The sequence below is a fragment of the Pantoea sp. JV6 genome, from assembly GCF_025910055.1.
Taxonomy (GTDB): domain Bacteria; phylum Pseudomonadota; class Gammaproteobacteria; order Enterobacterales; family Enterobacteriaceae; genus Pantoea; species Pantoea agglomerans.
In genome coordinates this window covers 98,287-122,101 of sequence record NZ_JAPCIM010000005.1, presented here as the reverse complement: position 1 = coordinate 122,101, position 23,815 = coordinate 98,287, and the positions used below count along the sequence as shown (strand labels likewise).

At 54.9% G+C, this 23,815-nt stretch carries 27 protein-coding genes and 1 other annotated feature; of the genes, 16 read left to right on the top strand and 11 right to left on the bottom strand.

Annotation, left to right across the window (positions count from 1 at the left end):
• Window positions 1-63: 63 nt before the first annotated feature.
• The 3 genes from yddG to OK412_RS09630 form a co-directional block, all read right to left on the bottom strand.
• Entirely contained in the window at window positions 64-954 is an 891-nt protein-coding gene (yddG, locus tag OK412_RS09640) for an aromatic amino acid DMT transporter YddG (protein ID WP_264353112.1), read from the bottom strand.
• 60 nt (window positions 955-1,014) lie between these two features.
• Window positions 1,015-1,839, bottom strand: a complete 825-nt coding sequence (gene nadE, locus OK412_RS09635; protein ID WP_010670018.1) for an ammonia-dependent NAD(+) synthetase — start codon at window positions 1,837-1,839, stop codon at window positions 1,015-1,017.
• Window positions 1,840-1,957: 118 nt separating this feature from the next.
• Entirely contained in the window at window positions 1,958-3,160 is a 1,203-nt protein-coding gene (locus OK412_RS09630; RefSeq protein WP_264353111.1) for a multidrug effflux MFS transporter, read from the bottom strand.
• A 302-nt stretch (window positions 3,161-3,462) separates the two neighbouring features.
• Between OK412_RS09630 and osmE the strand changes: the two genes are divergently transcribed.
• Complete coding sequence (gene osmE / locus OK412_RS09625) at window positions 3,463-3,798, top strand: osmotically-inducible lipoprotein OsmE (RefSeq protein WP_264353110.1); 336 nt, start codon at window positions 3,463-3,465, stop codon at window positions 3,796-3,798.
• Window positions 3,799-3,864: 66 nt separating this feature from the next.
• On the opposite strand, the gene OK412_RS09620 is transcribed toward osmE, so the two are convergent.
• The 6 genes from OK412_RS09620 to hxpB all read right to left on the bottom strand — a co-directional run bounded on the left by OK412_RS09620 (window position 3,865) and on the right by hxpB (window position 9,176).
• On the bottom strand, window positions 3,865-4,257 hold the full coding sequence (locus OK412_RS09620; RefSeq protein WP_033757987.1) for a DUF6515 family protein: 393 nt from the start codon (window positions 4,255-4,257) through the stop codon (window positions 3,865-3,867).
• Between the two features lie 188 nt (window positions 4,258-4,445).
• Window positions 4,446-5,837, bottom strand: coding sequence for an L-cystine transporter (locus OK412_RS09615; RefSeq protein WP_010245712.1), 1,392 nt, complete (start codon window positions 5,835-5,837; stop codon window positions 4,446-4,448).
• A gap of 151 nt (window positions 5,838-5,988) precedes the next feature.
• Window positions 5,989-6,579, bottom strand: coding sequence for a metal-dependent hydrolase (locus OK412_RS09610; protein ID WP_010245708.1), 591 nt, complete (start codon window positions 6,577-6,579; stop codon window positions 5,989-5,991).
• Window positions 6,580-6,719: 140 nt separating this feature from the next.
• Window positions 6,720-7,481: a 2-dehydro-3-deoxy-D-gluconate 5-dehydrogenase KduD gene (gene kduD, locus OK412_RS09605; RefSeq protein ID WP_010245706.1), complete on the bottom strand. Its 762-nt coding sequence runs from the start codon at window positions 7,479-7,481 to the stop codon at window positions 6,720-6,722.
• Between the two features lie 16 nt (window positions 7,482-7,497).
• Window positions 7,498-8,334, bottom strand: a complete 837-nt coding sequence (gene kduI, locus OK412_RS09600; RefSeq protein ID WP_010245701.1) for a 5-dehydro-4-deoxy-D-glucuronate isomerase — start codon at window positions 8,332-8,334, stop codon at window positions 7,498-7,500.
• A 173-nt stretch (window positions 8,335-8,507) separates the two neighbouring features.
• Window positions 8,508-9,176: a hexitol phosphatase HxpB gene (gene hxpB / locus OK412_RS09595; protein ID WP_010670023.1), complete on the bottom strand. Its 669-nt coding sequence runs from the start codon at window positions 9,174-9,176 to the stop codon at window positions 8,508-8,510.
• A 146-nt stretch (window positions 9,177-9,322) separates the two neighbouring features.
• Here hxpB and OK412_RS09590 point away from each other — a divergent pair, with 146 nt between their 5' ends.
• The gene (locus tag OK412_RS09590; RefSeq protein WP_010245694.1) at window positions 9,323-9,859 is read left to right on the top strand and encodes a YniB family protein; all 537 of its coding nucleotides are present in this window, start codon (window positions 9,323-9,325) and stop codon (window positions 9,857-9,859) included.
• A 12-nt stretch (window positions 9,860-9,871) separates the two neighbouring features.
• Here the strand turns inward: OK412_RS09590 and OK412_RS09585 are convergent, their stop codons facing one another.
• Together OK412_RS09585 and ghoS are read right to left on the bottom strand one after the other, a co-directional pair.
• Window positions 9,872-10,765, bottom strand: coding sequence for a fructosamine kinase family protein (locus OK412_RS09585; protein WP_050679949.1), 894 nt, complete (start codon window positions 10,763-10,765; stop codon window positions 9,872-9,874).
• Window positions 10,766-10,843: 78 nt separating this feature from the next.
• Window positions 10,844-11,161, bottom strand: a complete 318-nt coding sequence (ghoS, locus tag OK412_RS09580) for a type V toxin-antitoxin system endoribonuclease antitoxin GhoS (protein WP_010245691.1) — start codon at window positions 11,159-11,161, stop codon at window positions 10,844-10,846.
• A 350-nt stretch (window positions 11,162-11,511) separates the two neighbouring features.
• On the opposite strand from ghoS, the gene OK412_RS09575 reads away from it, so the two are divergent.
• From OK412_RS09575 to OK412_RS09510, 14 genes are all read left to right on the top strand, one after another.
• Entirely contained in the window at window positions 11,512-12,273 is a 762-nt protein-coding gene (locus OK412_RS09575; protein ID WP_010245689.1) for a YdiY family protein, read from the top strand.
• A 246-nt stretch (window positions 12,274-12,519) separates the two neighbouring features.
• On the top strand, window positions 12,520-14,448 hold the full coding sequence (gene thrS, locus OK412_RS09570) for a threonine--tRNA ligase (RefSeq protein WP_010245687.1): 1,929 nt from the start codon (window positions 12,520-12,522) through the stop codon (window positions 14,446-14,448).
• A 3-nt stretch (window positions 14,449-14,451) separates the two neighbouring features.
• A complete protein-coding gene (gene infC / locus OK412_RS09565) occupies window positions 14,452-15,003 on the top strand; it encodes a translation initiation factor IF-3 (RefSeq protein WP_029519030.1) in 552 nt (183 codons plus the stop codon).
• A gap of 99 nt (window positions 15,004-15,102) precedes the next feature.
• Complete coding sequence (gene rpmI, locus OK412_RS09560; protein ID WP_010245683.1) at window positions 15,103-15,300, top strand: 50S ribosomal protein L35; 198 nt, start codon at window positions 15,103-15,105, stop codon at window positions 15,298-15,300.
• A 42-nt stretch (window positions 15,301-15,342) separates the two neighbouring features.
• Entirely contained in the window at window positions 15,343-15,699 is a 357-nt protein-coding gene (gene rplT, locus OK412_RS09555; protein ID WP_003853267.1) for a 50S ribosomal protein L20, read from the top strand.
• 117 nt (window positions 15,700-15,816) lie between these two features.
• Window positions 15,817-15,942: a sequence feature (Phe leader region), on the top strand.
• Window positions 15,822-15,866 carry a pheST operon leader peptide PheM gene (pheM, locus tag OK412_RS09550; RefSeq protein ID WP_106120997.1) on the top strand — a complete coding sequence of 15 codons (45 nt, stop codon included), beginning with the start codon at window positions 15,822-15,824 and terminating at the stop codon, window positions 15,864-15,866. (Overlaps the previous feature by 45 nt.)
• A 71-nt stretch (window positions 15,943-16,013) precedes the next feature.
• Entirely contained in the window at window positions 16,014-16,997 is a 984-nt protein-coding gene (gene pheS, locus OK412_RS09545; RefSeq protein WP_010245680.1) for a phenylalanine--tRNA ligase subunit alpha, read from the top strand.
• Window positions 16,998-17,011: 14 nt separating this feature from the next.
• Window positions 17,012-19,399 carry a phenylalanine--tRNA ligase subunit beta gene (gene pheT, locus OK412_RS09540; protein ID WP_264353109.1) on the top strand — a complete coding sequence of 796 codons (2,388 nt, stop codon included), beginning with the start codon at window positions 17,012-17,014 and terminating at the stop codon, window positions 19,397-19,399.
• 4 nt (window positions 19,400-19,403) lie between these two features.
• Window positions 19,404-19,706, top strand: a complete 303-nt coding sequence (gene ihfA, locus OK412_RS09535) for an integration host factor subunit alpha (RefSeq protein WP_003853259.1) — start codon at window positions 19,404-19,406, stop codon at window positions 19,704-19,706.
• Window positions 19,707-19,885: 179 nt separating this feature from the next.
• Entirely contained in the window at window positions 19,886-20,869 is a 984-nt protein-coding gene (btuC, locus tag OK412_RS09530) for a vitamin B12 ABC transporter permease BtuC (protein WP_033771623.1), read from the top strand.
• A 50-nt stretch (window positions 20,870-20,919) separates the two neighbouring features.
• Window positions 20,920-21,465, top strand: a complete 546-nt coding sequence (locus OK412_RS09525; protein ID WP_010670029.1) for a glutathione peroxidase — start codon at window positions 20,920-20,922, stop codon at window positions 21,463-21,465.
• A complete protein-coding gene (gene btuD, locus OK412_RS09520) occupies window positions 21,466-22,215 on the top strand; it encodes a vitamin B12 ABC transporter ATP-binding protein BtuD (RefSeq protein ID WP_033779297.1) in 750 nt (249 codons plus the stop codon).
• A gap of 68 nt (window positions 22,216-22,283) precedes the next feature.
• Complete coding sequence (locus tag OK412_RS09515) at window positions 22,284-22,742, top strand: C40 family peptidase (RefSeq protein ID WP_010245666.1); 459 nt, start codon at window positions 22,284-22,286, stop codon at window positions 22,740-22,742.
• 295 nt (window positions 22,743-23,037) lie between these two features.
• The gene (locus OK412_RS09510) at window positions 23,038-23,784 is read left to right on the top strand and encodes an EAL domain-containing protein (RefSeq protein ID WP_010670031.1); all 747 of its coding nucleotides are present in this window, start codon (window positions 23,038-23,040) and stop codon (window positions 23,782-23,784) included.
• Window positions 23,785-23,815: the final 31 nt, after the last annotated feature.

Below are 23,815 nucleotides of genomic sequence, written 5' to 3'. Positions count from 1 at the left end.
GACTCCATTTACTGGTTGTCCATACAGCATAACAGGCAGGTGAAATGATCGCCAGCCGTCTGGTTACAGAGACCGTGTTGCCCGCCAGCAGATTAGCGAGCCGAGCGTGATCATCGCCACGCCCTGCCAGAAGGCCAGCGGCGGCGTCAGGCCCAGCCACAGCGATCCCAGCAGGGCCGACAGCACCGGCGTAAAATAGGAGGCGGTGGCCAGCAGCGTCAGATTGCCCTGCTGAATTCCGTGATTCCAGACGGAATAGGCGATGGCGGTGGACAGCCCGACAAACAGCACCTCCAGCAGCGGCACCAGCGTAAAGGTCATCGGTGCAGTGTGATCGCTGAAGGCATATTTCAGCCACAGCGCCAGGGCGGTCAGGATAAAAAACAGCGTGACGCCATTGGAACCACGGGCAAAGCGGCGGGTGAGATTATTGTAGAGCGCCCAGGTCAGGGCGGCGATAAAGGCCAGTGCATAGGCGACCGGGTTGCGCAGCATATTCTGCCACAACAGCGCCGGCGATCCGTTGCCGCTGCCTTTCATTACCCAGACGATCCCCAGCAGCGACAGCAGCAGTCCTGGCCACAGCCAGACACGGAAACGCTGCTGATTAAACGGGATCGCCAGCACGATGGTCAGACAGGGCCAGAGATAGTTAATCATCCCCAGTTCCAGCGACTGGCTGCGATCGCTGGCCAGCCCGATGGCCAGCGCCAGACAGATTTCATAGCCGACAAAGAGTACGCCCCCCAGCCACAGGTAGATGGCGGGCATTGCGCCAGGTCTGGGCAGGCCCCGGCTCAGGCAAAGGAGACACGCCGTAGTGGTGTAGATCAGCGCCGCGCCACCGGTGGCGCCAAAGGCTTCACTGACGCTGCGCAGCAGGCCAACGGTCGTACTCCAGAGCAGAATGGCGACAAGCCCGATGAGGGTCGCGCGCGAAACGGTGGCAGGCATGCAGCGATCAACAAGGTCAGTGAGAGAAGCCTCCCTTGCCGCGGCAAGGGAGGGGCAGGATTACTTCCAGAAGTCGTCGAATACCGTGATCGGCGGACGACGTTTGTGCTCGGTTTTCTGATACCAGCCTTCGATGATGCGGGCGCTGTCAGGATTGATGCTTTTGCCTTCCAGGTAGTCATCAATCATCTCATAGGTGACGCCCAGCGCCACTTCATCCTGCAGGCCTGGACGATCATCTTCCAGATCGGCAGTCGGTTTCTTCAGATAGAGATGCTCCGGGCAGCCAAGGTGTTTCAGCAACTGCTTGCCCTGACGCTTGTTCAGGCGGAACAGGGGATTGATGTCCGTGCCGCCATCGCCATACTTGGTGAAGAAACCGGTCACGGCTTCAGCCGCGTGATCGGTGCCGACCACTACGCCTTTGGTCATGCCGGCGATGCTGTATTGCGCTTTCATCCGCTCACGGGCTTTTTCATTGCCGCGGACAAAATCGGAAAGCGTAATACCCGCCTCTTTCAGCGCGCGCTCACTGGCCAGCACCGACTCTTTGATGTTTACCACCAGCGAACGGTCGGGTTTGATAAAGGCCAGCGCGTCCTGACAATCCTGCTCATCCGCCTGCACACCATAAGGCAGACGCACGGCAATAAAGGTGTAGTCGTTATCACCGCTCTCCTGACGCAGTTCGGTGATCGCCCGCTGTGCCAGCGCGCCCGCCAGGGTTGAATCCTGACCGCCGCTGATCCCCAGCACCAGCGTTTTCAGGCCGCTGTGGCGTTTCAGGTAGGCTTTAAGAAAATCGATGCTGACGCGCACTTCCTGGTCGGCGTCGATAGTGGGCTTCACACCCAGGGCTTCAATAATTTCCTGCTGCAGTGACATGAACTTCTCCTCAGGTCAGTGGCCTGTCGGCTCGATGCGAACGTTTTATTAAAGCTAACGTGCCTTTGCGAAAACAACAAGCCAAAGCGGTAACTGATTGCCGTGAAACGTTGCGAAATCAGTGAGTTTTTACCTGCGGCAGCGGTTTTTTCGCCAGCACGTTAAACATCAGAATCGCCGTCATAAAGCAGCCAAAAATGGTGGCGCACATGCTCAGCACCGAGGTGCCGCCGATGCCGGTAATCGGCACGGTAATCGCACCCAGCGTGAACATCGTAACGCCTATCACTGCAGAGGCGCTGCCAGCGCGATGGCCCTGACTCTGCATCGCCAGGGACGAGGCGGTGGTAGCGATAACGCCGTTACTGGCAATGGTAAAGAACAGTGCCACCAGCAGCAGCGCTAAGGGAGCATGCAGCAACGCGGCCAGCAGCAGCAGACTGGAGGCGACAAAGGCCAGCGTCAGTCCGCCTTTCAGCACCCGATATTCGCCCCACAATGGACAGAGGCGGGCGCTGGTCTGTGAAGCAATCACCAGGCCAAACCCGTTGGCCGCAAAGCAGAAGCTAAAGGCCTGGGGCGAAAGACCATAGAGTTGCTGCAGCACGAACGGCGAGGCACCGATGTAGGCGAACATGCCGGACATCATAAATCCCTGGGTCAGGCAGAAGCCCATGAAGGGGCGATGGGTAATCACCTGACCCAATGCCGCGTAGGCGGAGAATATTGATCCTTTACTGCGGCGTGCGTCAGGCAGGGTTTCATGCAGCTTCCAGCGCGCCAGCAGGATCAGCAGAATGGCAATGCCGCCCAGCACCATGAAGATGCCGCGCCAGTTTAAAATCGTCATCAGCACGCCGCCTAATACCGGTGCGCCGATCGGTGCCAGACCGTTGACCAGCATCAGCAGAGCGAAGAATCGCGTCAGCTCGTGGCCACTGTACATATCGCGTGCAATCGCCCGTGACAGCACCGCACCGCCCGCACCTGCTAACCCTTCGAACAGCCGCGCCAGCAGCAACTGGTTAATATCCTGCGCCAGCGCACAGCCCATTGAGGCGATAAACAGCAACACCAGTGACAGGGTCAGCGGGCGCAGGCGGCCGAACTTATCGCTCATCGGGCCAAAGAGCAGCTGGCCAAAGCCGAGACCTAACAGGCCAGCGGTCAGACTCAGCTGCGCGGTAGCGGTTTCGGTATGCAGGTCCTGGGCCATTTGTGGTAGTGCAGGCAGATAGAGGTCGATGCAGAGCGGGCCCAGCGCGGCCAGCAGGCCCAGCGTAATGGCATAAACCAGGCGATTGGAGTGTACAGGGGTCATTTATCCTCGGGATTGTCAGCGATGGGGTAAACAGAAAGCGGGTAAGGCTGCGAAAAACAGCGTCCGGTAACGCGACATTCACGCCGATCTGCGTCTGCGCGGATGACGGTGCGGTCTCTGAAAACGGGGCGCTATCGGGTGCCTGTTTTGCCGGGCAGTATACGTCTGCGTTGACAGCAAAACAGCCTTCTTTACGAAATCCTGACATTTGACAGGCCACTAATTGTTCGTCATAAACTTGATAAATCAGCATTTATGTTCCAGGCTTGTTTCCACATGGACAATAAATGAGGAACAACAAGATGAATAAAGTGATGGGATGTATCGCTGCGGCGCTGACGCTGGCTGCACTGTCTGGTTGTACGACTTACGATCGTGCGGAAAGCTACGTGACTAAGCCAGTGGTAAAGGATGTTAAAAAGGGTATGACCCGTGATCAGGTTCGTCAGATCGCCGGTACGCCTTCGACTGAAATCACCATGGTTCACGCGCGCGGCACCTGCCAGACTTATGTACTGGGTCAGCGCGACGGTAAAGCTCAGACTTACTTCGTGAGCTATAGCGACACCGGCCGTGTCATGAACTACGGCTTCCAGAGCTGTGCGGAATATGACACCGATCCGCAGGTTCAGCAGTAACTCTTAGCACCCCTGAATAGTAAACGGCCCGTCATCATGACGGGCCGTTTTTCGTTGTGGCACTGACTACAAACCTGCCGGGCGCGGCACCTCAACATAATCGCCATCTATCTGCCGCTGGTAGAAGTGGCCAGCCTGCACATAGAAGCGTTTGCCGTTAAAGTCGAGTACCCGCATTTCACTGCTGACCCGCGACTCTGCAGGCGGCTCTGCCACCACATACTCATCGCCGTGACGCTGATAATAATTGCCGTTGAGCAGATAGTAAGTCAGTCCGCCTATCAGCACCGCGGTTGCGGCTTCAGGCAAAAAGCGCACCGGCCCGGGTCCGCCCCAGTGTGGCCCGTGGCCGCCATGGCGATCCCATCCACCCGGCGGGCCCCAGTCGCCAGGATGAGCGAAAGCCAGAGCGGGTGTCAAAAGCGTCAGCGTCAGAAGCGAGGCGATTATCTTTTTCATCAGGTGTTCTCCTCATAAGACTGGATGCAGAATTCGCTTTTTACCCGGCAAAGACAAGCACTAAAGCGGCGATTTTTCGCCTGTTTACCATGCTTAACGCTTTCTTAACGGCGTTGCCATTAATGGGGGAGATTATGGAGAAGAAGGGCGGGAATAACCTGGCGCGGGCGCGCCAGGTTCAAAGCAGATTAGCGGTGCGCCAGTTCGGCGTTGTCGTCGCTTTCCAGGACACGCTTATCGGTCATACCTAACCAGCGACTGGTGAGAGAACCGGCGGTCATGGAACCGTTGACGTTCAGGGCTGTACGACCCATATCGATCAGCGGCTCAATGGAGATCAGCAGCGCCACCAGGGTGACCGGCAGGCCCATCGCAGGCAGGACAATCAGCGCCGCGAAGGTTGCACCACCGCCGACACCGGCAACGCCTGCTGAGCTCAGCGTCACGATCCCGACCAGCGTCGCAATCCACAGTGGGTCAAACGGGTTGATCCCGACGGTTGGCGCAACCATCACTGCCAGCATAGTTGGATAGAGACCGGCACAGCCGTTCTGGCCGATAGTGGCACCAAAAGAGGCCGCGAAGCTGGCAATCGACTCAGGCACGCCAAGACGACGGGTCTGGGTTTCCACGCTCAGCGGAATGCTGGCTGCGCTGGAGCGGCTGGTAAAGGCGAAGGTAATAACCGGCCACACTTTACGGAAGAAGCGCATCGGGTTGATACCATTTACCGACAGCAGCAGGGCGTGGACACCAAACATGATGGCCAGACCGAGGTAAGAGGCGACCACAAAGCTGCCCAGCTTGATGATGTCCTGCAGGTTAGAACCGGCAACCACTTTGGTCATCAGCGCCAGCACACCATAAGGTGTCAGCTTCATCACTAAACGCACCAGCTTCATGACCCACGACTGCAGCGTATCGATCGCGACCAGCACGCGCTGACCTTTAACTTCATCATCTTTCAGCAACTGCAGTGCAGCTACACCCAGGAAGGCGGCGAAGATAACGACGCTGATAATCGAGGTCGGACTGGCTCCGGTCAAATCGGCAAACGGGTTTTTCGGGATAAAGGAGAGCACCAGTTGCGGCACGGTCAGGTCAGCCACTTTGCCGACATAGTTGCTCTGAATCGCACTGAGACGCGCAGTCTCCTGCACGCCCTGAACCAGACCTTCTGCGCTCAGGCCAAACAGGCCGGTCACGAAGACGCCGACCAGCGCCGAGATCGCGGTGGTAAACAGCAGTACGCCAATCGTCAGTACGCTGATTTTTCCCAGCGACGAGGCGTTATGCAGACGGGCGACCGCACTCAGAATGGAAACGAACACCAGCGGCATTACGACCATCTGCAGCAACTGGACATAGCCATTACCGACGATGTTAAACCAGCTGATAGACTCTTTGACCACTGCGCTGTTTTCGCCGTAGATCAACTGCAAAACCAGGCCGAACAGTACGCCGATTACCAGACCGGTCAGCACTTTTTTCGACAGGCTCCAGTTCTGACGGCTGAAGCGAGAGAGCAATACCAGCAGCACCACAAAGGCTACGATATTAAGCGTAAGAGGAAGGTCCATACTGAAACTCCAGAGTAATGCGGCCTTTCGCTCTGGAAAGGCCGCATAATGTTAATCACGAATTAAGACAGCAGGAATGGTAACAGCAGGCGAAGAGGGTGCCTTATATCCAAATGGCATGGTTTATAACTTAAAGGCGTTTTGTGCTGATTTATTGTGCAGTATGACTGGAAATCAACCGTCCGACGCCATTTTGTAGCGTATCGAACAGCTGTGACGGCCAGCCGTTTGCACCAAAAGATGGCATGCCCACCGGAAACCAGAGCGCATATCCCACCAGTCCCAGGCACAATGCCCGCTCAAGCTGGTTGCCTTTCTGGCTGCGCAGAATCGGCAGCCGGAAACGCCAGCGGCAGGGCCACAGCAGCGGAACCCCGGCAGGCGTCAGCATATCGGCCACAATATGGCTAAGGTAGCCCAGCGTCAGACCCTGCAGGACATCAGGCGGTATCGGCGACGACTGGGGCAGGTTTATCTGAAAAAGCCATAAACCGGCGGCTATCGCCAGCAAACTGTGGGTAAAGCCGCGATGGCCGAACGCGCGCGCAATAGGATGAGAGAGCCAGCGCAGTCGCTGTCCCAGCAGAGATTTAGGGTGATCGATATCGGGCAACAGACATGTCAGCAGCGCTGAGGGAACAAGATGCCACCAGTCGGCCTGCGCCAGCACTGGTGTCAGCTCAGCACGCTTCGCAAAGATAGCGCTGGCAATGGCAAAAATGATGTGGCCTTCGCCCGTCATGATAGAACCTGGTTGCAAAGAAAACTGTCGATGCATCCAGTATAGGGATTTATCCAGTAAATGAGAACATGTGACGCTGTAACGAAGCATGAATATTATTAACAAGGCGGACAGCGATGAAACCCTGTCCGCCAGTAAGGTTAACGCGCCAGCCAGCCGCCATCCACCGCCAGGGTGTAGCCATTCACGTAGTCAGACGCGGAAGAGGCCAGGAAGACTACCGGGCCCATCATGTCATCCGGCACGCCCCAGCGGCCTGCCGGAATACGCCCCAGAATCTCTTCACTGCGCGACTCATCATTACGAAGCTGTTCCGTATTGTTGGTGGCCATGTAACCGGGAGCGATGGCATTGACGTTAATGCCATGTTTTGCCCACTCGTTCGCCATCAGACGGGTCAGTCCCATCACGGCACTTTTCGACGCCGTATAAGAGGGCACCCGGATACCGCCCTGGAAGGAGAGCATGGAGGCGATATTGATGATCTTGCCGCCATTACCCTGCGCGATAAACTGACGGGCAACCTGCTGCGACAGGAAAAACAGGCTCTTGCTGTTAAGGTTCATCACGTCATCCCAGTCCTGCTCGCTGAAATTCAGTGCGTCCTCACGGCGGATAATGCCGGCATTGTTGACCAGAATGTCAATTTTACCGGCAGCGGCCAGCGCCTGTTCAACCACTGAGGCCACCACGCTGGTCTGCATCAGATCGGCCTGCACCGGCCAGAACCGGCGACCCAGCGCCTCCACTTTACTTTGGGTATCATCCGGGCCATCACGGTTAACGCCGACGATATCACAACCCGCCTGGGCCAGACCCAGCGCCATACCTTGCCCTAAACCGGTGTTACAGCCGGTCACCAGCGCGACTTTACCTTCCAGGTTAAACGTACTCAGTACCATGGTATTTCTCCTCTGCTCAGCGCAGTTCACTGATTTTGACGTGGTCCATGTCATCAAAGACCTGATTCTCACCCACCATGCCCCAGATAAAGGTGTAACGCTGGGTGCCGACACCGGCGTGAATTGACCAGCTGGGTGAGATCACCGCCTGCTCGTTGTGTACCAGCAGATGGCGGGTTTGCTGCGGTTGCCCCATCATGTGGAAGACAGCGCACTCTTCGCTCATATCGAAGTAGAAATAGACTTCCATGCGGCGTTCGTGGGTGTGGCAGGGCATGGTGTTCCACAGGCTGCCTTCATCCAGTTTGGTTAAGCCCATGGTGAGCTGGCAGGTGGGCAACACATCCGGCACGATAAATTTGTTAATGGTGCGGCGATTGGAGGTCGCGGCATCACCCAGCGTCGCGGTGGCCGCTTCCTGCAGCGTGATCTTCTTGTCCGGGAAGGTGCTGTGTGCTGGCGCACTGTTGTAATAGAATTTGGCCGGCTGTGCCGGGTTCAGGCTGCGGAACAGCAGGTTGCGCGCACCTTTGCCGATGTAAAGTGCCTCTTCGTGACCGATTTCCCACGCTTTACCGTCAACTTCTACCAGACCCGGGCCGCCAATATTGATCATACCCAGCTCGCGGCGTTCAAGAAAATAAGCGACGCCCAGCTGTTTTCCCATCTCATCACCGATAGTGACCGGATTATTCACCGGCATGACGCCGCCAATAATGATGCGGTCGATATGGCTGTAGGTCAGGGTGTAATCATCGGCAGTAAATATCTTCTCAATCAGGAACTCGCGGCGCAGTGCTTCAGTGTCGAGTTGCTTAGCGTGATCGCTGTGAATGCTTTGACGAACGTCCATCTCAGGCCTCTCTGCAGGTCAGGTTATTCATGCCCCAAACGGGGACGCTTTTGGCATCTTAGGCAGAGCGGGATGGGAATTCAATAAAAATGAAACGTTGTTTTATTTTTTGCGGGTCAGATCAAGTGACAGGTGCAACAGGCAATAAAAAGCCCGCCATAAGCGGGCTGATATTATCCCTGCAGATGCTGCAGGCTAAGCTGGGTCAGATTGTCCAGCCGGACATCCGCCAGCGTCCAGCGGGGATCGTCACGGTGTTCAGCGGCGGGCACCACAATCGATCGCATTCGCGCTGCTTTGGTGGCGATCATGCCGTTAAACGAATCTTCCAGCGTGACGCAGTTGAGCGGATCGATCGCAAGGCTGGCGGCGGCGTTGAGATAGACCTGCGGATGGGGCTTGCTGTAGGGCAGCGCTTCTGCTGAAGCCAGTACGTCGAAATAAGGGCGCAGATTGAAGATCTCCAGCACCTGTTCCAGCATCTTTAGCGGTGATGCGGAGGCAAGGCCGATTTTCAGCCCCTGTTCCCGGCACAGTTGCAGCGCCGTTTCCACGCCCGGCAGCAGTGGCCGCGTCTGATCCACCAGCGTCATGGCGCGCGTAATAATCCGCTCAGTGACCTCCTGCTGAGAGGGGCCATGCCAGGGCAGTGTTTCGTACCACATCCGTACAGTCTGATCGATGCGCAGACCCAGGGTATCGGGCATTTCACTGCGACGTGACAGGTCAACATCCAGCGTTGAAAAGATATCCAGCTCAGCCTGATCCCACAGAGGCTCAGAATCGATCAGTAAGCCATCCATATCAAACAGGGCGGCAAGGACAGGGCGGTGATAAGGCATCAGGGGGTCTCCTTTTAAAGTCAGCTTTACCTTAACATCATTCTTTGCTGGCGCACGCTCTGCCCGACAGGCCACGCTTTATTTGGGAAATTTCACCGTTGGCAGGTAAACTGACGGCAAATTGGATTCCGGGTTCAGGAGATATTATGACCTATCAACAGGCTGGCCGTATCGCCATCCTCAAGCGAGTGGCAGGCTGGGTGCTCTTTTTAGTGGCGCTGCTGTCGACCATTATTTCTGTATTGAGCTTTATGTTTAAGCATAGCGAAAAGCAGCCAGGCATTGATGCCGTCATGCTCGATTTCGTCCACGTCATCGTCGATATGCTGCGCTTTAACACGCCATTCCTGAATGTCTTCTGGCATAACTCGCCGGTACCGGAATTTAACGGTCAGATGAACCTGGGTTTCTGGCTAATCTACATTCTGATTTTTGTCGGGCTGGCGCTGGAGTCGTCAGGCGCGCGGATGGGACGTCAGGCGCGTCACGTCAAAGAAGGCATTGAGGATCAGATGATTCTGGAGCAGGCAAAAGGCAGTGAAGGGCGTAGCCGTCAGCAACTGGAAGAGAAGGTGCGCGTACCTCGCCACACCATCTTCCTGCAGATCTTCCCGCTCTATGTCCTGCCGGTGGTGATTGCGATAGCCGGTTATTTTGCGCTGTCGCTGCTGGGCTTTATCTGACCGCGAGCTTTGTCAGGCCGGTCTGGCCTGACTGGCGCCCAGCGCATCCTCATCCAGCAACTGGCCAATGGCGAACTGTGCATCGCCTGGCCAGTGCCCGCCAAAGACGTTAGCCCGGTTGAGCAGATAGTAGAGCTGGTAGACCGGCAGACGCTGCGAAAAACCATCCGGTAACGGCCACACCGCCTGATAACCGTCGTAAATCTGGCGAGGCAGGTCAGGGTACCAGCTCAGCATAGCTAAATCGCACTCACGGTCGCCCCAGTAACAGGCAGGATCGAACAGCCAGGGGCCACTCTCACTGCTGGCGCAGTTAGCCGGCCAGAGGTCGCCATGCAACAGCGACGGCTGCGGATGATGTGACGCGAGCACCCGCTGCACGCAGGCAACGATCAGCTCTGTATCCCCGTACTGAATTCCCTTTTCCGCTGCCAGTTGCAGCTGCCAGCCAATGCGCTGTTCAGCAAAAAAAACCGACCAGCGGCGCAGCCAGCTATTGGGTTGGGGCGTCGTGGTGATGTTATTGTCGAAATCGAGGCCGAACTGCGTCTGCTCGCTCCACTGATGCAGATGCGCCAGTTGCTGACCGAGCTGATATGCACTCTGCTCATCAAGCGGCTGTGGCCTGATATATTCCAGCAGCAGAAAGCTCTCCTCGCGATGATGACCCACACCATAGACTTTAGGCACCCGAACCGTGCCGGTGCGCGCCAGCAAATCCAGCTGGTCTGCTTCCCAGGTAAAGAGCGACAGCATATCGCGGCTGTTACTTTTGACGAAGACGTCGTGATCACCGTAGCGGATCTGCCAGGTGGGATGGATATCACCCCCCGCGAGGGCGTGACGTTGAATGATTTCGGCGTTGCCTAACTGCTCGCTTAACAGACGACTAATGGCTGACCACATTGGGCTATCCTCGTTATTCGCTGCGTAAGTTCGATTGTATTGCGTAAATATTCACCAAAAACCGCGCAATTGCACCCTTTATTCTGGCGCTGAGGTGGCAGGGCGATGATCGGCAGCATCGCGCAGATACTCTTCGAAGGTCGTGACGGTCACCTCGGGTTCCTGACCCAGCGCGCTTTCACCGGCCGCAGTGACCTGCTGCCGCAGATCCTCAGCCTCCAGCGTGCTGACGATGCCATAGCTGTTCGTACCGAGTTCATGCGGATGGCCGTCGTCATCTGTCATCGTGGTCGTGAAACCTGCGGCGGTCATTGCGCTGGTCAGCTCCAGGATGTCACTTAAGCCCGACTCCTGATAATGAAAGGTCACGATATAGCGGGTTAAGGTGTTGCTCATGAGGCACCTCCGGGGAAGGGAAACTGAACTGAGCGTAGACCATGGTGAAAAATCAGGCGAATTATGAAGGAGATGCCGTGTGTGTGACGTGATGCATAGCGTAAATTCGTGTCAGGAGCCAGCAGCATAACGTAAAAATCTTCTGCCGTTGCGTCTGGCTTTTCATTTGGGCAGCACTATAATGCGCCACGTTAATAAGATGAGTCCCAATTAACAGGGGTTGTCAGGGCGATTCCAGGCATTTTGTGTAAGTTAATAATTTTTTACAAAACTTACCGTAAATTGCATTGAATGCCCGGCAAAACGCTTCAGACTCTCCGTTTTTTAAACAGTCGCACGGATCACATTTAATGAAAGCCTATAACAAGCTGTCTGCTGTTCTTTTGCTCTCCGCCGGAGCTTTTTGTCACCAGGCAATGGCCGATAACGCCGTATTTACGTCAATGGATGACCCTTCAACAGCTAAAAAGCCGTTTGAAGGTTCTGCTGCTGCGGGATATCTGGCGCAAACCGGTAACACCACCAGTTCATCAATGACGGCTCAGACCAATATGACCTGGTATCAGTCATCTATGGCTTACAGCTTGTGGGGTAACGCAGCCAACACCTCGTCAAACGATGAGCGCTCTTCTGAAACTTACAACATCGGTGGTCGTTCACGTTACAACCTCAACTCGTATGACTACCTGTTTGGACAGGCGAGCTGGTTAAGCGATCGTTTCAATGGCTACGATTCACGCGACGTGCTGACAGCCGGTTACGGTCGTCAGATTCTGAATGGACCGGTGCACTCGCTGCGTGCGGAATTGGGTCCGGGTGTACGTTATGACGATTATCACGCGGGTGGTCATCAGACCAAAGCGCTGGGCTATGGCGCAGTCAGCTATCAGTGGCAGCTGACCGACACCACTAAATTTATTCAGGGCGTGTCAGTGCTGAGCAGCTTTGGAGAAGACACCACGGTGAACTCCGAAACTGGTCTGCAGGTGGCGATCAACAGCCACTTCGCGCTGAAGCTGGCTTACAACGTCAGCTGGAACAACAATCCGGCGGAATCTGCGCCTGATCGCACCGATACCAAAACCTCAATCATGCTCTCTTACGCTATGTAAGCGCATTTTTGCAGCAGCATTCACAGCGGCCTGACAGTGTGTCAGGCCGCTTTTTTTTGATTTCTCCAGGGCTTAGCGAAAAAGGCATGGGTTTTTCTCGCCGGGGAAAACTGCTATCATCGGCCCCGCACTGAAATCCTGGCGACATTCCGACAATGTGGGTCTGATATCACGCCGGGTCACTAATTTTACATTACGTTGCATGTAGGCTTTCGTGTGGCTTACCACTGCAAATAAGGATATGAAATGCCTGTAATTACGCTTCCTGATGGCAGCCAGCGCGTGTTTGACCGCCCTGTCAGTGTGATGGATATTGCGCTGGACATCGGTCCTGGGCTGGCGAAAGCCTGTATCGCTGGCCGTGTTAACGGTGAACTGGTTGATGCTGTTGATCCCATCACTGAAGATGCCGCCGTAGCGATCATTACCGCTAAAGATGAAGCGGGTCTGGAAATCATCCGTCACTCCTGTGCGCACCTGTTAGGGCATGCGATTAAACAGCTGTGGCCGGATACCAAAATGGCGATTGGCCCGGTCATTGATAACGGCTTCTATTATGATGTCGACATCGATCGTACCCTGACCCAGGAAGATATCGACCTGCTGGAAAAACGCATGCATCAGTTGGCTGAAACCAACTACGATGTGGTGAAGAAGAAGGTCAGCTGGCAGGAAGCTCGCGACGTCTTTGCGGCGCGCGGCGAAATTTACAAGACCACCATTCTTGATGAAAACATCAGCCATGACGATAAGCCTGGCCTGTATCATCACGAAGAATATGTCGACATGTGCCGCGGTCCGCACGTGCCGAACATGCGGTTCTGCCATCATTTTAAACTGCAGAAGATCTCCGGTGCCTACTGGCGCGGCGACAGCAACAACAAAATGCTGCAGCGTATTTATGGCACCGCATGGGCAGACAAAAAGCAGCTGGCAGCCTATCTGCAGCGTCTGGAAGAGGCGGCGAAGCGTGACCATCGTAAGATTGGTAAGCAGCTGGATCTCTATCACATGCAGGAAGAAGCACCAGGCATGGTCTTCTGGCATAATGACGGCTGGACCATCTTCCGCGAGCTGGAAGTGTTTGTCCGCAGCAAGTTAAAAGAGTACCAGTACCAGGAAGTTAAAGGTCCATTCATGATGGATCGCGTCCTGTGGGAAAAAACCGGGCACTGGGAAAACTATAAAGAAGCAATGTTCACCACCTCATCTGAGAACCGTGAATATTGCATCAAACCGATGAACTGTCCTGGGCATGTTCAGATCTTTAATCAGGGTCTGAAATCCTACCGTGACCTGCCGCTGCGTATGGCAGAGTTCGGCAGCTGTCACCGTAATGAACCCTCAGGCGCACTGCACGGCCTGATGCGTGTTCGTGGCTTTACCCAGGATGATGCACACGTCTTCTGTACTGAAGAGCAGGTGCGTGACGAAGTGAACAGCTGTATCCGCATGGTTTATGACATGTACAGCACCTTCGGTTTTGAAAAGATTGTGGTGAAGTTATCCACCCGTCCTGAGAAGCGCATCGGTACGGATGAGATGTGGGATCGTGCCGAGGAAGATCTGGCTGCGGCGCTGAACGAAAACAATATTGAGTTTGAGTTCCAGCCAGGCGAAGGCGCGTTCTACGGTCCTAAAATTGAGTTTACTTTGTACGATTGTCTTGATCGCGCCTGGCAGTGCGGAACAGTTCAGCTAGACTTCTCCCTGCCAAAACGCCTTGAAGCAACCTACGTGGGTGAAAACAATGATCGTCAGACGCCAGTGATGATTCACCGTGCGATTCTGGGGTCAATGGAGCGTTTCATCGGTATTCTGACCGAAGAATTCGCCGGTTTCTTCCCAACCTGGCTGGCACCGCTGCAAGTCGTGGTAATGAATATTACCGACGGACAAGCAGAATATGTTGAGTCTTTGACGCGTAAGCTGCAGAATGCTGGCATTCGTGTGAAGGCAGACTTGAGAAATGAGAAGATAGGCTTTAAAATTCGCGAGCACACATTACGTCGCGTCCCTTATATGTTGGTCTGCGGTGATAAAGAGGTGGAATCTGGCAAAGTTGCCGTTCGCACCCGCCGTGGTAAAGACCTTGGGTCGATGGATGTCGATGTGTTTGTTGAGAAACTTCAACAAGAGATTCGCAGCCGAAATCTTCAACAATTGGAGGAATAAAGTATTAAAGGCGGAAAACGAGTACTACCGACGCGTCCGAACAAAATCAACAGTGAAATCCGCGCAACTGAAGTGCGCTTAACAGGCATGGATGGCGAGCCGATTGGCATTGTCACATTACGCGAAGCTTTGGAAAAAGCCGAGGAAGCGGGCGGCGACTTAGTCGAAATCAGCCCGAATGCCGAACCGCCGGTCTGCCGCATCATGGATTACGGCAAGTTCCTCTATGAAAAAAGCAAATCTTCTAAGGAACAGAAGAAGAAGCAAAAAGTTATTCAGGTTAAGGAAATCAAATTCCGTCCTGGAACCGATGATGGCGACTATCAGGTCAAACTACGCAACCTGATTCGCTTTCTGGAAGAAGGCGATAAAGCCAAAATCACGCTGCGTTTCCGCGGTCGTGAGATGGCGCACCAGCAGATCGGTATGGAAGTGCTTAACCGCGTCCGTAAAGACCTGTGTGAAGATCTGGATTTGGCCATTGTCGAATCCTTCCCTTCGAAGATCGAAGGCCGCCAGATGATCATGGTGCTCGCTCCTAAGAAGAAACAGTAGGCTTTCAAGTAACACTAACCGCGCAGCGTTCGCGCTGTGCGGTTAAGTGTTCGCCTGTCTGGGTCATGTTATTAACAATGCGAAGTGGATATTTTTAAAATGCCAAAGATTAAAACTGTACGTGGTGCGGCTAAGCGCTTCCGCAAGACCGCTTCTGGCGGCTTCAAGCGTAAACACGCAAACCTGCGTCATATTCTGACCAAAAAATCTACTAAGCGTAAACGTCACCTGCGCCCTAAAGGCATGGTGTCAAAAGGCGATCTGGGTCTGGTAATTGCCTGCCTGCCGTACGCATAAGTAATTTTTTCATTAAATCAGAATATTAAACAGGAGAGCTAAATGGCTCGTGTAAAACGTGGTGTAGTTGCTCGCGCACGTCACAAAAAAATCTTAAAACAAGCTAAAGGCTATTACGGTGCACGTTCACGTGTTTACCGCGTTGCCTTCCAGGCTGTTATCAAAGCTGGTCAGTATGCTTACCGTGACCGTCGTCAACGTAAGCGTCAGTTCCGTCAGCTGTGGATCGCGCGTATCAACGCAGCGGCTCGTCAGAACGGCATGTCTTACAGCCGTTTCATCAATGGTCTGAAAAAAGCAGCCATTGAGATTGACCGTAAGATCCTGGCCGACATCGCGGTATTCGATAAAGTGGCATTCTCTGCACTGGTCGAAAAAGCGAAATCAGCCCTGGCGTAAGTCAGATGGAAAAGGGAGCTTGCTCCCTTTTTTATTGCCTGTAACTTACGCAAAAGATTGACATTTCCGGCGCTGAGCATTTCAATAGACCCCCTGTATCGCATGACAAGGTAACCGCAAGCATGAACGCTGCTATTTTCCGTTTCTTTTTTTACTTTAGCGCCTGACATCCAGGGGCTTTTGCGCATAAGAAAAGAAACGAAAAATCGCGCTAAAAGCCTCCCTCGTGGAGGCTTTTTTGTTTCTGGCGCTAGCATATTGGACCGGCAGGTCCCAACGAGAACTGACCAGCCTGACTGGAAAAAGAGGAAACTATGTCCCAACTCGCAGAACTGGTGGCCAGCGCCACGGCGGCCATCGACGGGGCGACGGATATCGCCGCCCTTGACGCGGTGCGCGTCGAATACCTGGGTAAGAAAGGACATCTGACACTGCAGATGACTACGTTACGCGAGCTGCCAGCCGAAGAGCGCCCGGCAGCGGGTGCGGTAATCAATGAAGCGAAGCAGCAGGTCACCGAGCGTCTGAATGCGCGCAAAGATGCCCTGGAAGCTGCGGTGCTGAATGCCCGTCTGGCTGAAGAGACTATTGATGTCTCTCTGCCAGGTCGTCGCATTGAGAATGGCGGCCTGCATCCGGTGACCCGCACCATGGATCGCATTGAGACCTTCTTTGGTGAGTTAGGCTTTGGCGTCGTAACCGGGCCAGAAATTGAAGATGATTATCATAACTTCGATGCGCTGAATATTCCTGCCCATCACCCGGCCCGTGCCGATCACGACACCTTCTGGTTTGACGCCACGCGCCTGCTGCGTACCCAGACGTCCGGCGTGCAGATCCGTACCATGAAGGCTCAGCAGCCGCCGATTCGCATTATTGCGCCGGGCCGCGTCTACCGTAACGATTACGATCAGACCCATACCCCGATGTTCCATCAGATGGAAGGGCTGATTGTGGATAAAAATATCAGCTTTACCAACCTGAAAGGCACGCTGCACGATTTCCTGAACAACTTCTTCGAAGAAGATCTGCAGATTCGTTTCCGTCCTTCCTATTTCCCGTTTACTGAGCCATCAGCAGAAGTAGACGTCATGGGTAAAAACGGCAAGTGGCTGGAAGTGCTGGGTTGCGGCATGGTTCACCCTAACGTGCTGCGTAATGTCGGCATCGATCCGGAAGTCTACTCCGGTTTCGCCTTTGGTATGGGCATGGAGCGTCTGACCATGTTGCGCTACGGCGTGACCGATCTGCGTGCCTTCTTTGAAAATGATTTACGTTTCCTCAAACAATTTAAGTAAGGGCAGGATATCCAATGAAATTCAGTGAACTCTGGTTACGCGAATGGGTAAATCCAGCCCTGGACAGCGCTGCGCTGTCTGAACAAATCACTATGGCCGGTCTGGAAGTTGACGGCGTTGATCCGGTTGCCGGTGCGTTCCACGGCGTCGTGGTCGGGGAAGTGGTGGAGTGCGGCCAGCACCCGAATGCAGACAAGCTGCGTGTGACCAAAATCAATGTGGGCGGCGATCGCCTGCTGGATATCGTCTGTGGCGCGCCGAACTGCCGTCAGGGACTGAAAGTCGCGGTCGCCACCGTCGGTGCCGTGCTGCCAGGCGATTTCAAAATCAAAGCGGCTAAACTGCGTGGCGAGCCGTCTGAAGGCATGCTCTGCTCTTTCTCCGAGCTGGGGATTTCCGACGACCACAACGGCATCATCGAACTGCCAGCCGATGCGCCGATTGGCACTGACATCCGCACCTGCCTGCAGCTTGAGGACAACACCATCGAAATCAGCGTCACGCCTAACCGCGCTGACTGTCTGGGTCTGATCGGTATCGCCCGTGATGTCGCCGTCCTCAACGGTTTGCCACTGAACGTGCCGGAGATGCAGCCGGTCGCTGCGACGCTGAACGACACTTTCCCGATTCAGGTTGACGCGACAGAAGCCTGTCCACGCTATCTGGGCCGCGTAGTAAAAGGCATAAACGTTAAGGCGTCAACGCCATTGTGGATGAAAGAGAAGCTGCGTCGTTGTGGTATTCGTTCTATCGATCCGGTGGTGGATATCACTAACTACGTTCTGCTGGAGCTGGGTCAGCCGATGCACGCCTTCGATCTCGACCGCATCGACGGTGGTATCGTGGTGCGTATGGCGAAAGAGGGCGAAAAGCTGACGCTGCTGGATGGCACTGAAGCCAGCCTGCAGAGTGATACCTTAGTGATCGCCGATCATCAGAAAGCGCTGGCGATGGCTGGTATCTTTGGTGGCGAACATTCGGGCGTGAACGGCGAAACGCAGAATATCCTGTTCGAGTGCGCTTACTTTGATCCGCTCTCTATTACCGGCCGCGCCCGTCGTCATGGTCTGCATACCGACGCGTCACATCGCTACGAGCGTGGTGTTGACCCGGCGCTGCAACACACCGCACTGGAGCGTGCTACCCAGCTGCTGCTGTCAATCTGCGGCGGTGAAGCGGGCCCGATCATCGATCAGACTCATCAGGCAGCCCTGCCTGTGCCAGCGACGATCACGCTGCGTCGTGAAAAGCTGGACCGTCTGATTGGCCACGTGATCGCAGATGTGCAGGTGACTGACATTCTGACGCGCCTCGGCTGTGAAGTGACCGTGGGTGAAGGGCAGTGGCAGGCCGTCGCCCCGAGCTGGCGCTTCGATATGGCGATTGAAGAAGATCTGGTTGAAGAAGTGGCCCGTATTTACGGCTACAACAACATTCCGGATGTGCCGGTACAGGCGGGTCTGGTGATGACTCAGCATCGCGAAGCGAATCTGTCGCTGAAGCGCGCGAAAAACCTGCTGGTGGACAAGGGCTATCAGGAAGCGATTACCTATAGCTTCGTCGATCCGAAAATTCAGCAGCTGCTGCACCCGGGTGAAGAGGCGCTGTTGCTGCCGAGCCCAATCTCCAGCGATATGTCGACCATGCGTCTCTCACTCTGGACCGGCCTGCTCAGCGCGGTAGTCTACAACCAGAACCGTCAGCAGAGCCGCGTGCGCCTGTTTGAGAGCGGCTTACGCTTTGTGCCGGATACCCAGGCAGATTTGGGCATCCGTCAGGATCTTATGCTGGCTGGCGTCATCAGCGGTAACCGCGTTGAAGAGCACTGGGATCTGGCGCGTCAGACAGTTGACTTCTATGATTTGAAAGGCGATTTAGAATCGCTGCTCGATTTAACCGGCAAACTGGATGACATCAGCTTCCGTGCTGAAGCGAATCCGGCGTTGCATCCAGGACAGAGCGCGGCGATTTATTTGCATGATGAACATATCGGATTTATCGGCGTGGTTCATCCTGAGCTGGAACGTAAGCTTGATCTCAATGGCCGCACCTTAGTCTTTGAACTGCTTTGGAATAAGGTCGCAGACCGCGTCCTGCCTGACGCGCGCGAGATTTCTCGCTTCCCGGCGAACCGTCGTGATATTGCCGTTGTGGTGGCTGAAAACGTCCCCGCAGCAGATATCATCGCGGAGTGTAAGAAAGTTGGCGTAAATCAGGTAGTTGGCGTAAACTTGTTTGACGTGTACCGCGGTAAGGGCGTTTCTGAGGGCTACAAGAGCCTCGCAATCAGCCTGATTTTGCAGGATACCAGCCGGACACTCGAAGAAGAGGAGATTGCCGCGACCGTTGGCAAATGCGTTGCGGCATTAAAAGAGCGATTCCAGGCAACCTTGAGGGATTGAACCTATGGCGCTTACAAAAGCTGAGATGTCAGAGTACCTGTTTGAGAAACTCGGGCTGAGCAAACGCGATGCCAAAGAGTTAGTAGAGCTGTTTTTCGAAGAGGTACGTCGCGCTTTGGAGAATGGAGAACAGGTAAAACTGTCTGGGTTTGGTAATTTTGACCTGCGTGACAAAAACCAGCGTCCTGGCAGAAACCCGAAAACGGGTGAAGATATTCCGATTACTGCGCGTCGCGTAGTAACGTTCCGCCCAGGACAGAAGCTGAAAAGCCGCGTAGAGAACGCTACACCCAAAGAGACTGACTGAATTTCAGCGTTTCAAAAAGGCCGCGCAAGCGGCCTTTTTTCATGGTTTCAGTACGCAGTAATCCCGCTTCCCGCGCCCGTTAATCTCCCTGACGGCAACGAGCAAACCGCCTCATCTGCCTTTCTTTTTTCTGCAATCCCTCTACAATCAAATCTCTGTTTTCTCAGCTAATCCCGCTTATGTCTCTGCTCGACCAGCTCGCGCGCCAGGCCGACCAGCGCGGCCAGAAATGGCTTATTGTGTTAGCACTTATGCTCTCTGCACTGCTCTGTCTCAGCCTGTGTGCCGGTGACAGCTGGATCGCGCCCTCAGACTGGTTCACGGAAAGCGGCAGGCTCTTTGTCTGGCAGTTGCGGCTGCCCCGCAGTCTGGCGGTGGTGCTGGTCGGGGCATCGCTGGCGGTATGTGGTGTGGTGATGCAGGCGCTGTTTACAAATCCGCTGGCGGAGCCCGGCCTGCTCGGCGTCTCGAACGGTGCCGGTATTGGCCTGGTGCTCGGCGTGCTGCTGGGCAGCGGTTCGCTGTGGAGCCTTGGGCTGGCGGCGATGGCCGGTGCACTGATAATTACGCTCATCCTGCTGCATTTTGCCCATCGTCAGCTCTCGGTCACCCGGCTATTGCTTACCGGCGTAGCGCTGGGGATTATCTGTAGTGCCATCATGACCTGGGCGGTCTACTTCAGTACCAGCCTCGATCTGCGCCAGTTGATGTACTGGATGATGGGGGGATTCAGCGGGATTGACTGGCGCTATGGCTGGATGATGCTGGCGCTGCTGCCGGTGATGCTGGCCCTGGGAGCGACCGGGCAGATTCTTAATCTGCTGGCGCTGGGCGAGACATCCGCCCGCCAGCTCGGACTGTCTCTCTTCTACTGGCGTAACCTGCTGGTGCTGGCCATGGGCTGGCTGGTCGGCATCAGCGTCGCGATGGCCGGTGCTATTGGCTTTATCGGACTGGTGATCCCGCATCTGCTGCGTATGAGCGGCATCAGCGATCACCGTTATCTGCTGCCGGCATCGGCGCTGGCTGGCGCAGGTGTCTTACTGGCAGCCGATATTGTGGCACGTCTGGCGCTGACGTCGGCGGAATTACCGATAGGCGTCGTGACGGCGACACTGGGCGCGCCGCTGTTTATTATTTTACTGGTGAAATCTTCACGCTAGCTTCGGCTGGCGACTCTGCATCCACAACAGCATCCACAACAGGAAACAGCATGAACATTTATCAAACTGAACTGGTTACGCTCGATGGGGAAAAAACCACGCTGTCACAATGGCAGGGCAAGGTACTGCTGGTGGTCAATGTTGCCTCGAAATGTGGTCTGACGCCGCAATATGAAGAGCTGGAGAACCTGCAGAAAGCCTGGCAGGATCAGGGCTTCAGCGTACTCGGTTTTCCCTGCAACCAGTTTCTGGAGCAGGAGCCGGGCAGCAGTGAGGAGATTAAAACCTTCTGCAGCACCACGTATGGCGTCACGTTCCCGATGTTTGCTAAAACCGAGGTGAATGGCGCAGGCCGTCATCCGCTCTATGCTCAGCTGATCGCGGCCCGACCTGACGCGGTGCGTCCGGAAGGCAGCGGCTTTTACGAGCGTATGGAGAGCAAAGGACGCGCGCCGAAAGAGCAGGGCGACATCCTGTGGAACTTCGAAAAATTCCTTATTGGCCGTGACGGCAGCGTGATCCAGCGTTTTGCACCTGACATGACGCCGGAAGATCCGATCATTCTGGAAACCATTAAGCAGGCGCTGGCAAAATAGATGCTGTTGCGCCTGCAACAGGCCGCCGTCCCCGGACGGCTGCTGCCACTGACCGGTGAGCTTGCCGCCGGTCAGCTGCTGCACGTGGCAGGCCCGAACGGTGCAGGCAAAAGCACCTTACTCAGTGTGATTGCGGGACTGCAACCCGCCTCCGGCACGGTGCTGCTGGACGAACAGCCGCTGAGTGACTGGAACGGCGCAGCGATGGCCCGGGTTCGCGGCTGGCTGCCTCAGCAGCAGGCACCGCTGAGTCAGATGCCGGTCTGGCACTATTTGCGTCTGCATCTGAAACAGGCGGGGGGGCAGACAGACGATCGCCTCAGCACGCTGCTGAAACGGCTTCAGCTGCAGGATAAGTTATCGCGTTCACTGACCCGGCTCTCCGGTGGTGAATGGCAGCGCGTCAGGCTGGCGGCGGTCTGTATGCAGGTTGATCCCAACATCAATCCACACGGGCGGCTGCTGATCCTTGATGAACCCATGACCGCGCTGGATATCGCCCAGCAAAAAGCGGTGGACGATCTGATTGCCGACCTGTGCGCGGCGGGCATCAGCGTTATCGCCAGCAGTCACGACCTCAACCACAGCCTGCAACAGGCGGATCGGGTCTGGCTGATGGATCAGGGAGCGTTGATTGCGCAGGGTGAACCGGCTGAGGTTCTGACGCCGCAGCGCCTGACACCGATCTACCAGATTGCTTTCCGGCAGCTTGAACTTGAAGGACGCACGCTGCTGACCGTATTGCCCTGACACTTGCTACCCGGCGGGCTTTACCGCTACATTAAGCCGGTTGCAACTTCTGATAAGGACATTTGGCGATGCGCCTGGGTTTGCTGATTTTAGTTCTGCTGCTGACGGGATGCAGTCATCACGCTCCGCCGATTAATGGCCGTCTTTCCGATTCGATCACCGTGATTGCGGAACTGAACGATCAGCTCGGTAACTGGCGTGGGACGCCTTATCGCTATGGCGGCATGAGTCGTAACGGGGTTGACTGCTCCGGCTTTGTCTATCTGACTTTCCGCGATAAATTTGCGCTGCAACTGCCGCGCACCACCTCAGCTCAAAGCGATATCGGCACCCGAATCAGCAAAGACGAGCTGCTGCCAGGCGATCTGGTCTTCTTCAAAACCGGTCGCGGGGAGAATGGCCTGCATGTGGGCATTTATGACACCGATAATGCCTTTATTCATGCCTCAACCAGCCAGGGCGTCATCCGCTCCTCGCTCGACAATGTCTACTGGCGAAAAGTGTTCTGGCAGGCCCGTCGTATTTAAACGCAGGTCCGGGAAATCAGACTTAAGTCCAATTTTAAATAGAGTTAAAACAGAGAGTAAAAGGTTTATTTTAAATGACAGTTATTGAGCGTGGGTTTTAATAAACATAATAAACGCTTATTTAATTCCACTAATAACCGCTGTTTTATCGCTACTATTTGGCTTAAGGGTGATCGCCTGCTGCCAAACGGCAATGGAACAGTAAAGAAGTTCGTCTCTTCAATGATTTGGCACTATTGCCTGCGCCTGACCATTACTATACGATATCCCCATCGCCGCATATTCTGGCATTAAAATGAAAATTCATCTTTCGGCCGACTATCAGTCGGAAATCTGGTTTTATCCTGTCTGTGATGTTAATGGGCGACTTACTGCTGTCGAGCTGGTCACGCAGTTTGTGCATGAAAGTGCCCCCATCACCCTGCCGCAGGATCTGTTGCTGCCGCAGCTCGATGAGTCGCAGCAGCTGCGCCTGCTGCAAAGTCAGATTGGATTGCTGGAGCAGAATCGCGGCTTTTTTGAAGCGCATTCCGTGTCAGCATTTATACGTATTGATGAAGGCATGGCCCGGACGCTGCTGGCCAGCGAATTAGTGATGCGCAAAATAAAGCAGTTGCCATTCATTCTGTTGAATATCACTGAAACGTTTCCGCAACTAAAACTGGGAAAAAATAATCCCCTGCTGGCAAGCCTGCATGCTGAGTTTAATTTAGCGATTTCTCATTTCGGCGCGGGTAAGACCCCCTCTAATGCAGTCTACGATAATTTATTCAGCTGTATCTGCCTGGACAAAGAGTTTATTCATTCGCTGGCAAAGCGCGCTTCATTCGTGCCATTTATTCAGAGCATTATCGATAATTTCCGCGCCCATTGTGACCGGCTCATTATTTGTGGCATTGATGACGACGTGCTGCTGGATAAAGTCAGCCAGCTGAGCGGTGCTGAGTTTCAGGGTGCGCTCTTCCCGGTGGTAAAATCTGACGCGCTGCGTTCGCTGATCTGCGCCGACGATCGTGTGCCATCCGCGCAGCATCCCGGCTGATACTTCCTGTTAATCCCCGCTATCAGCGTTA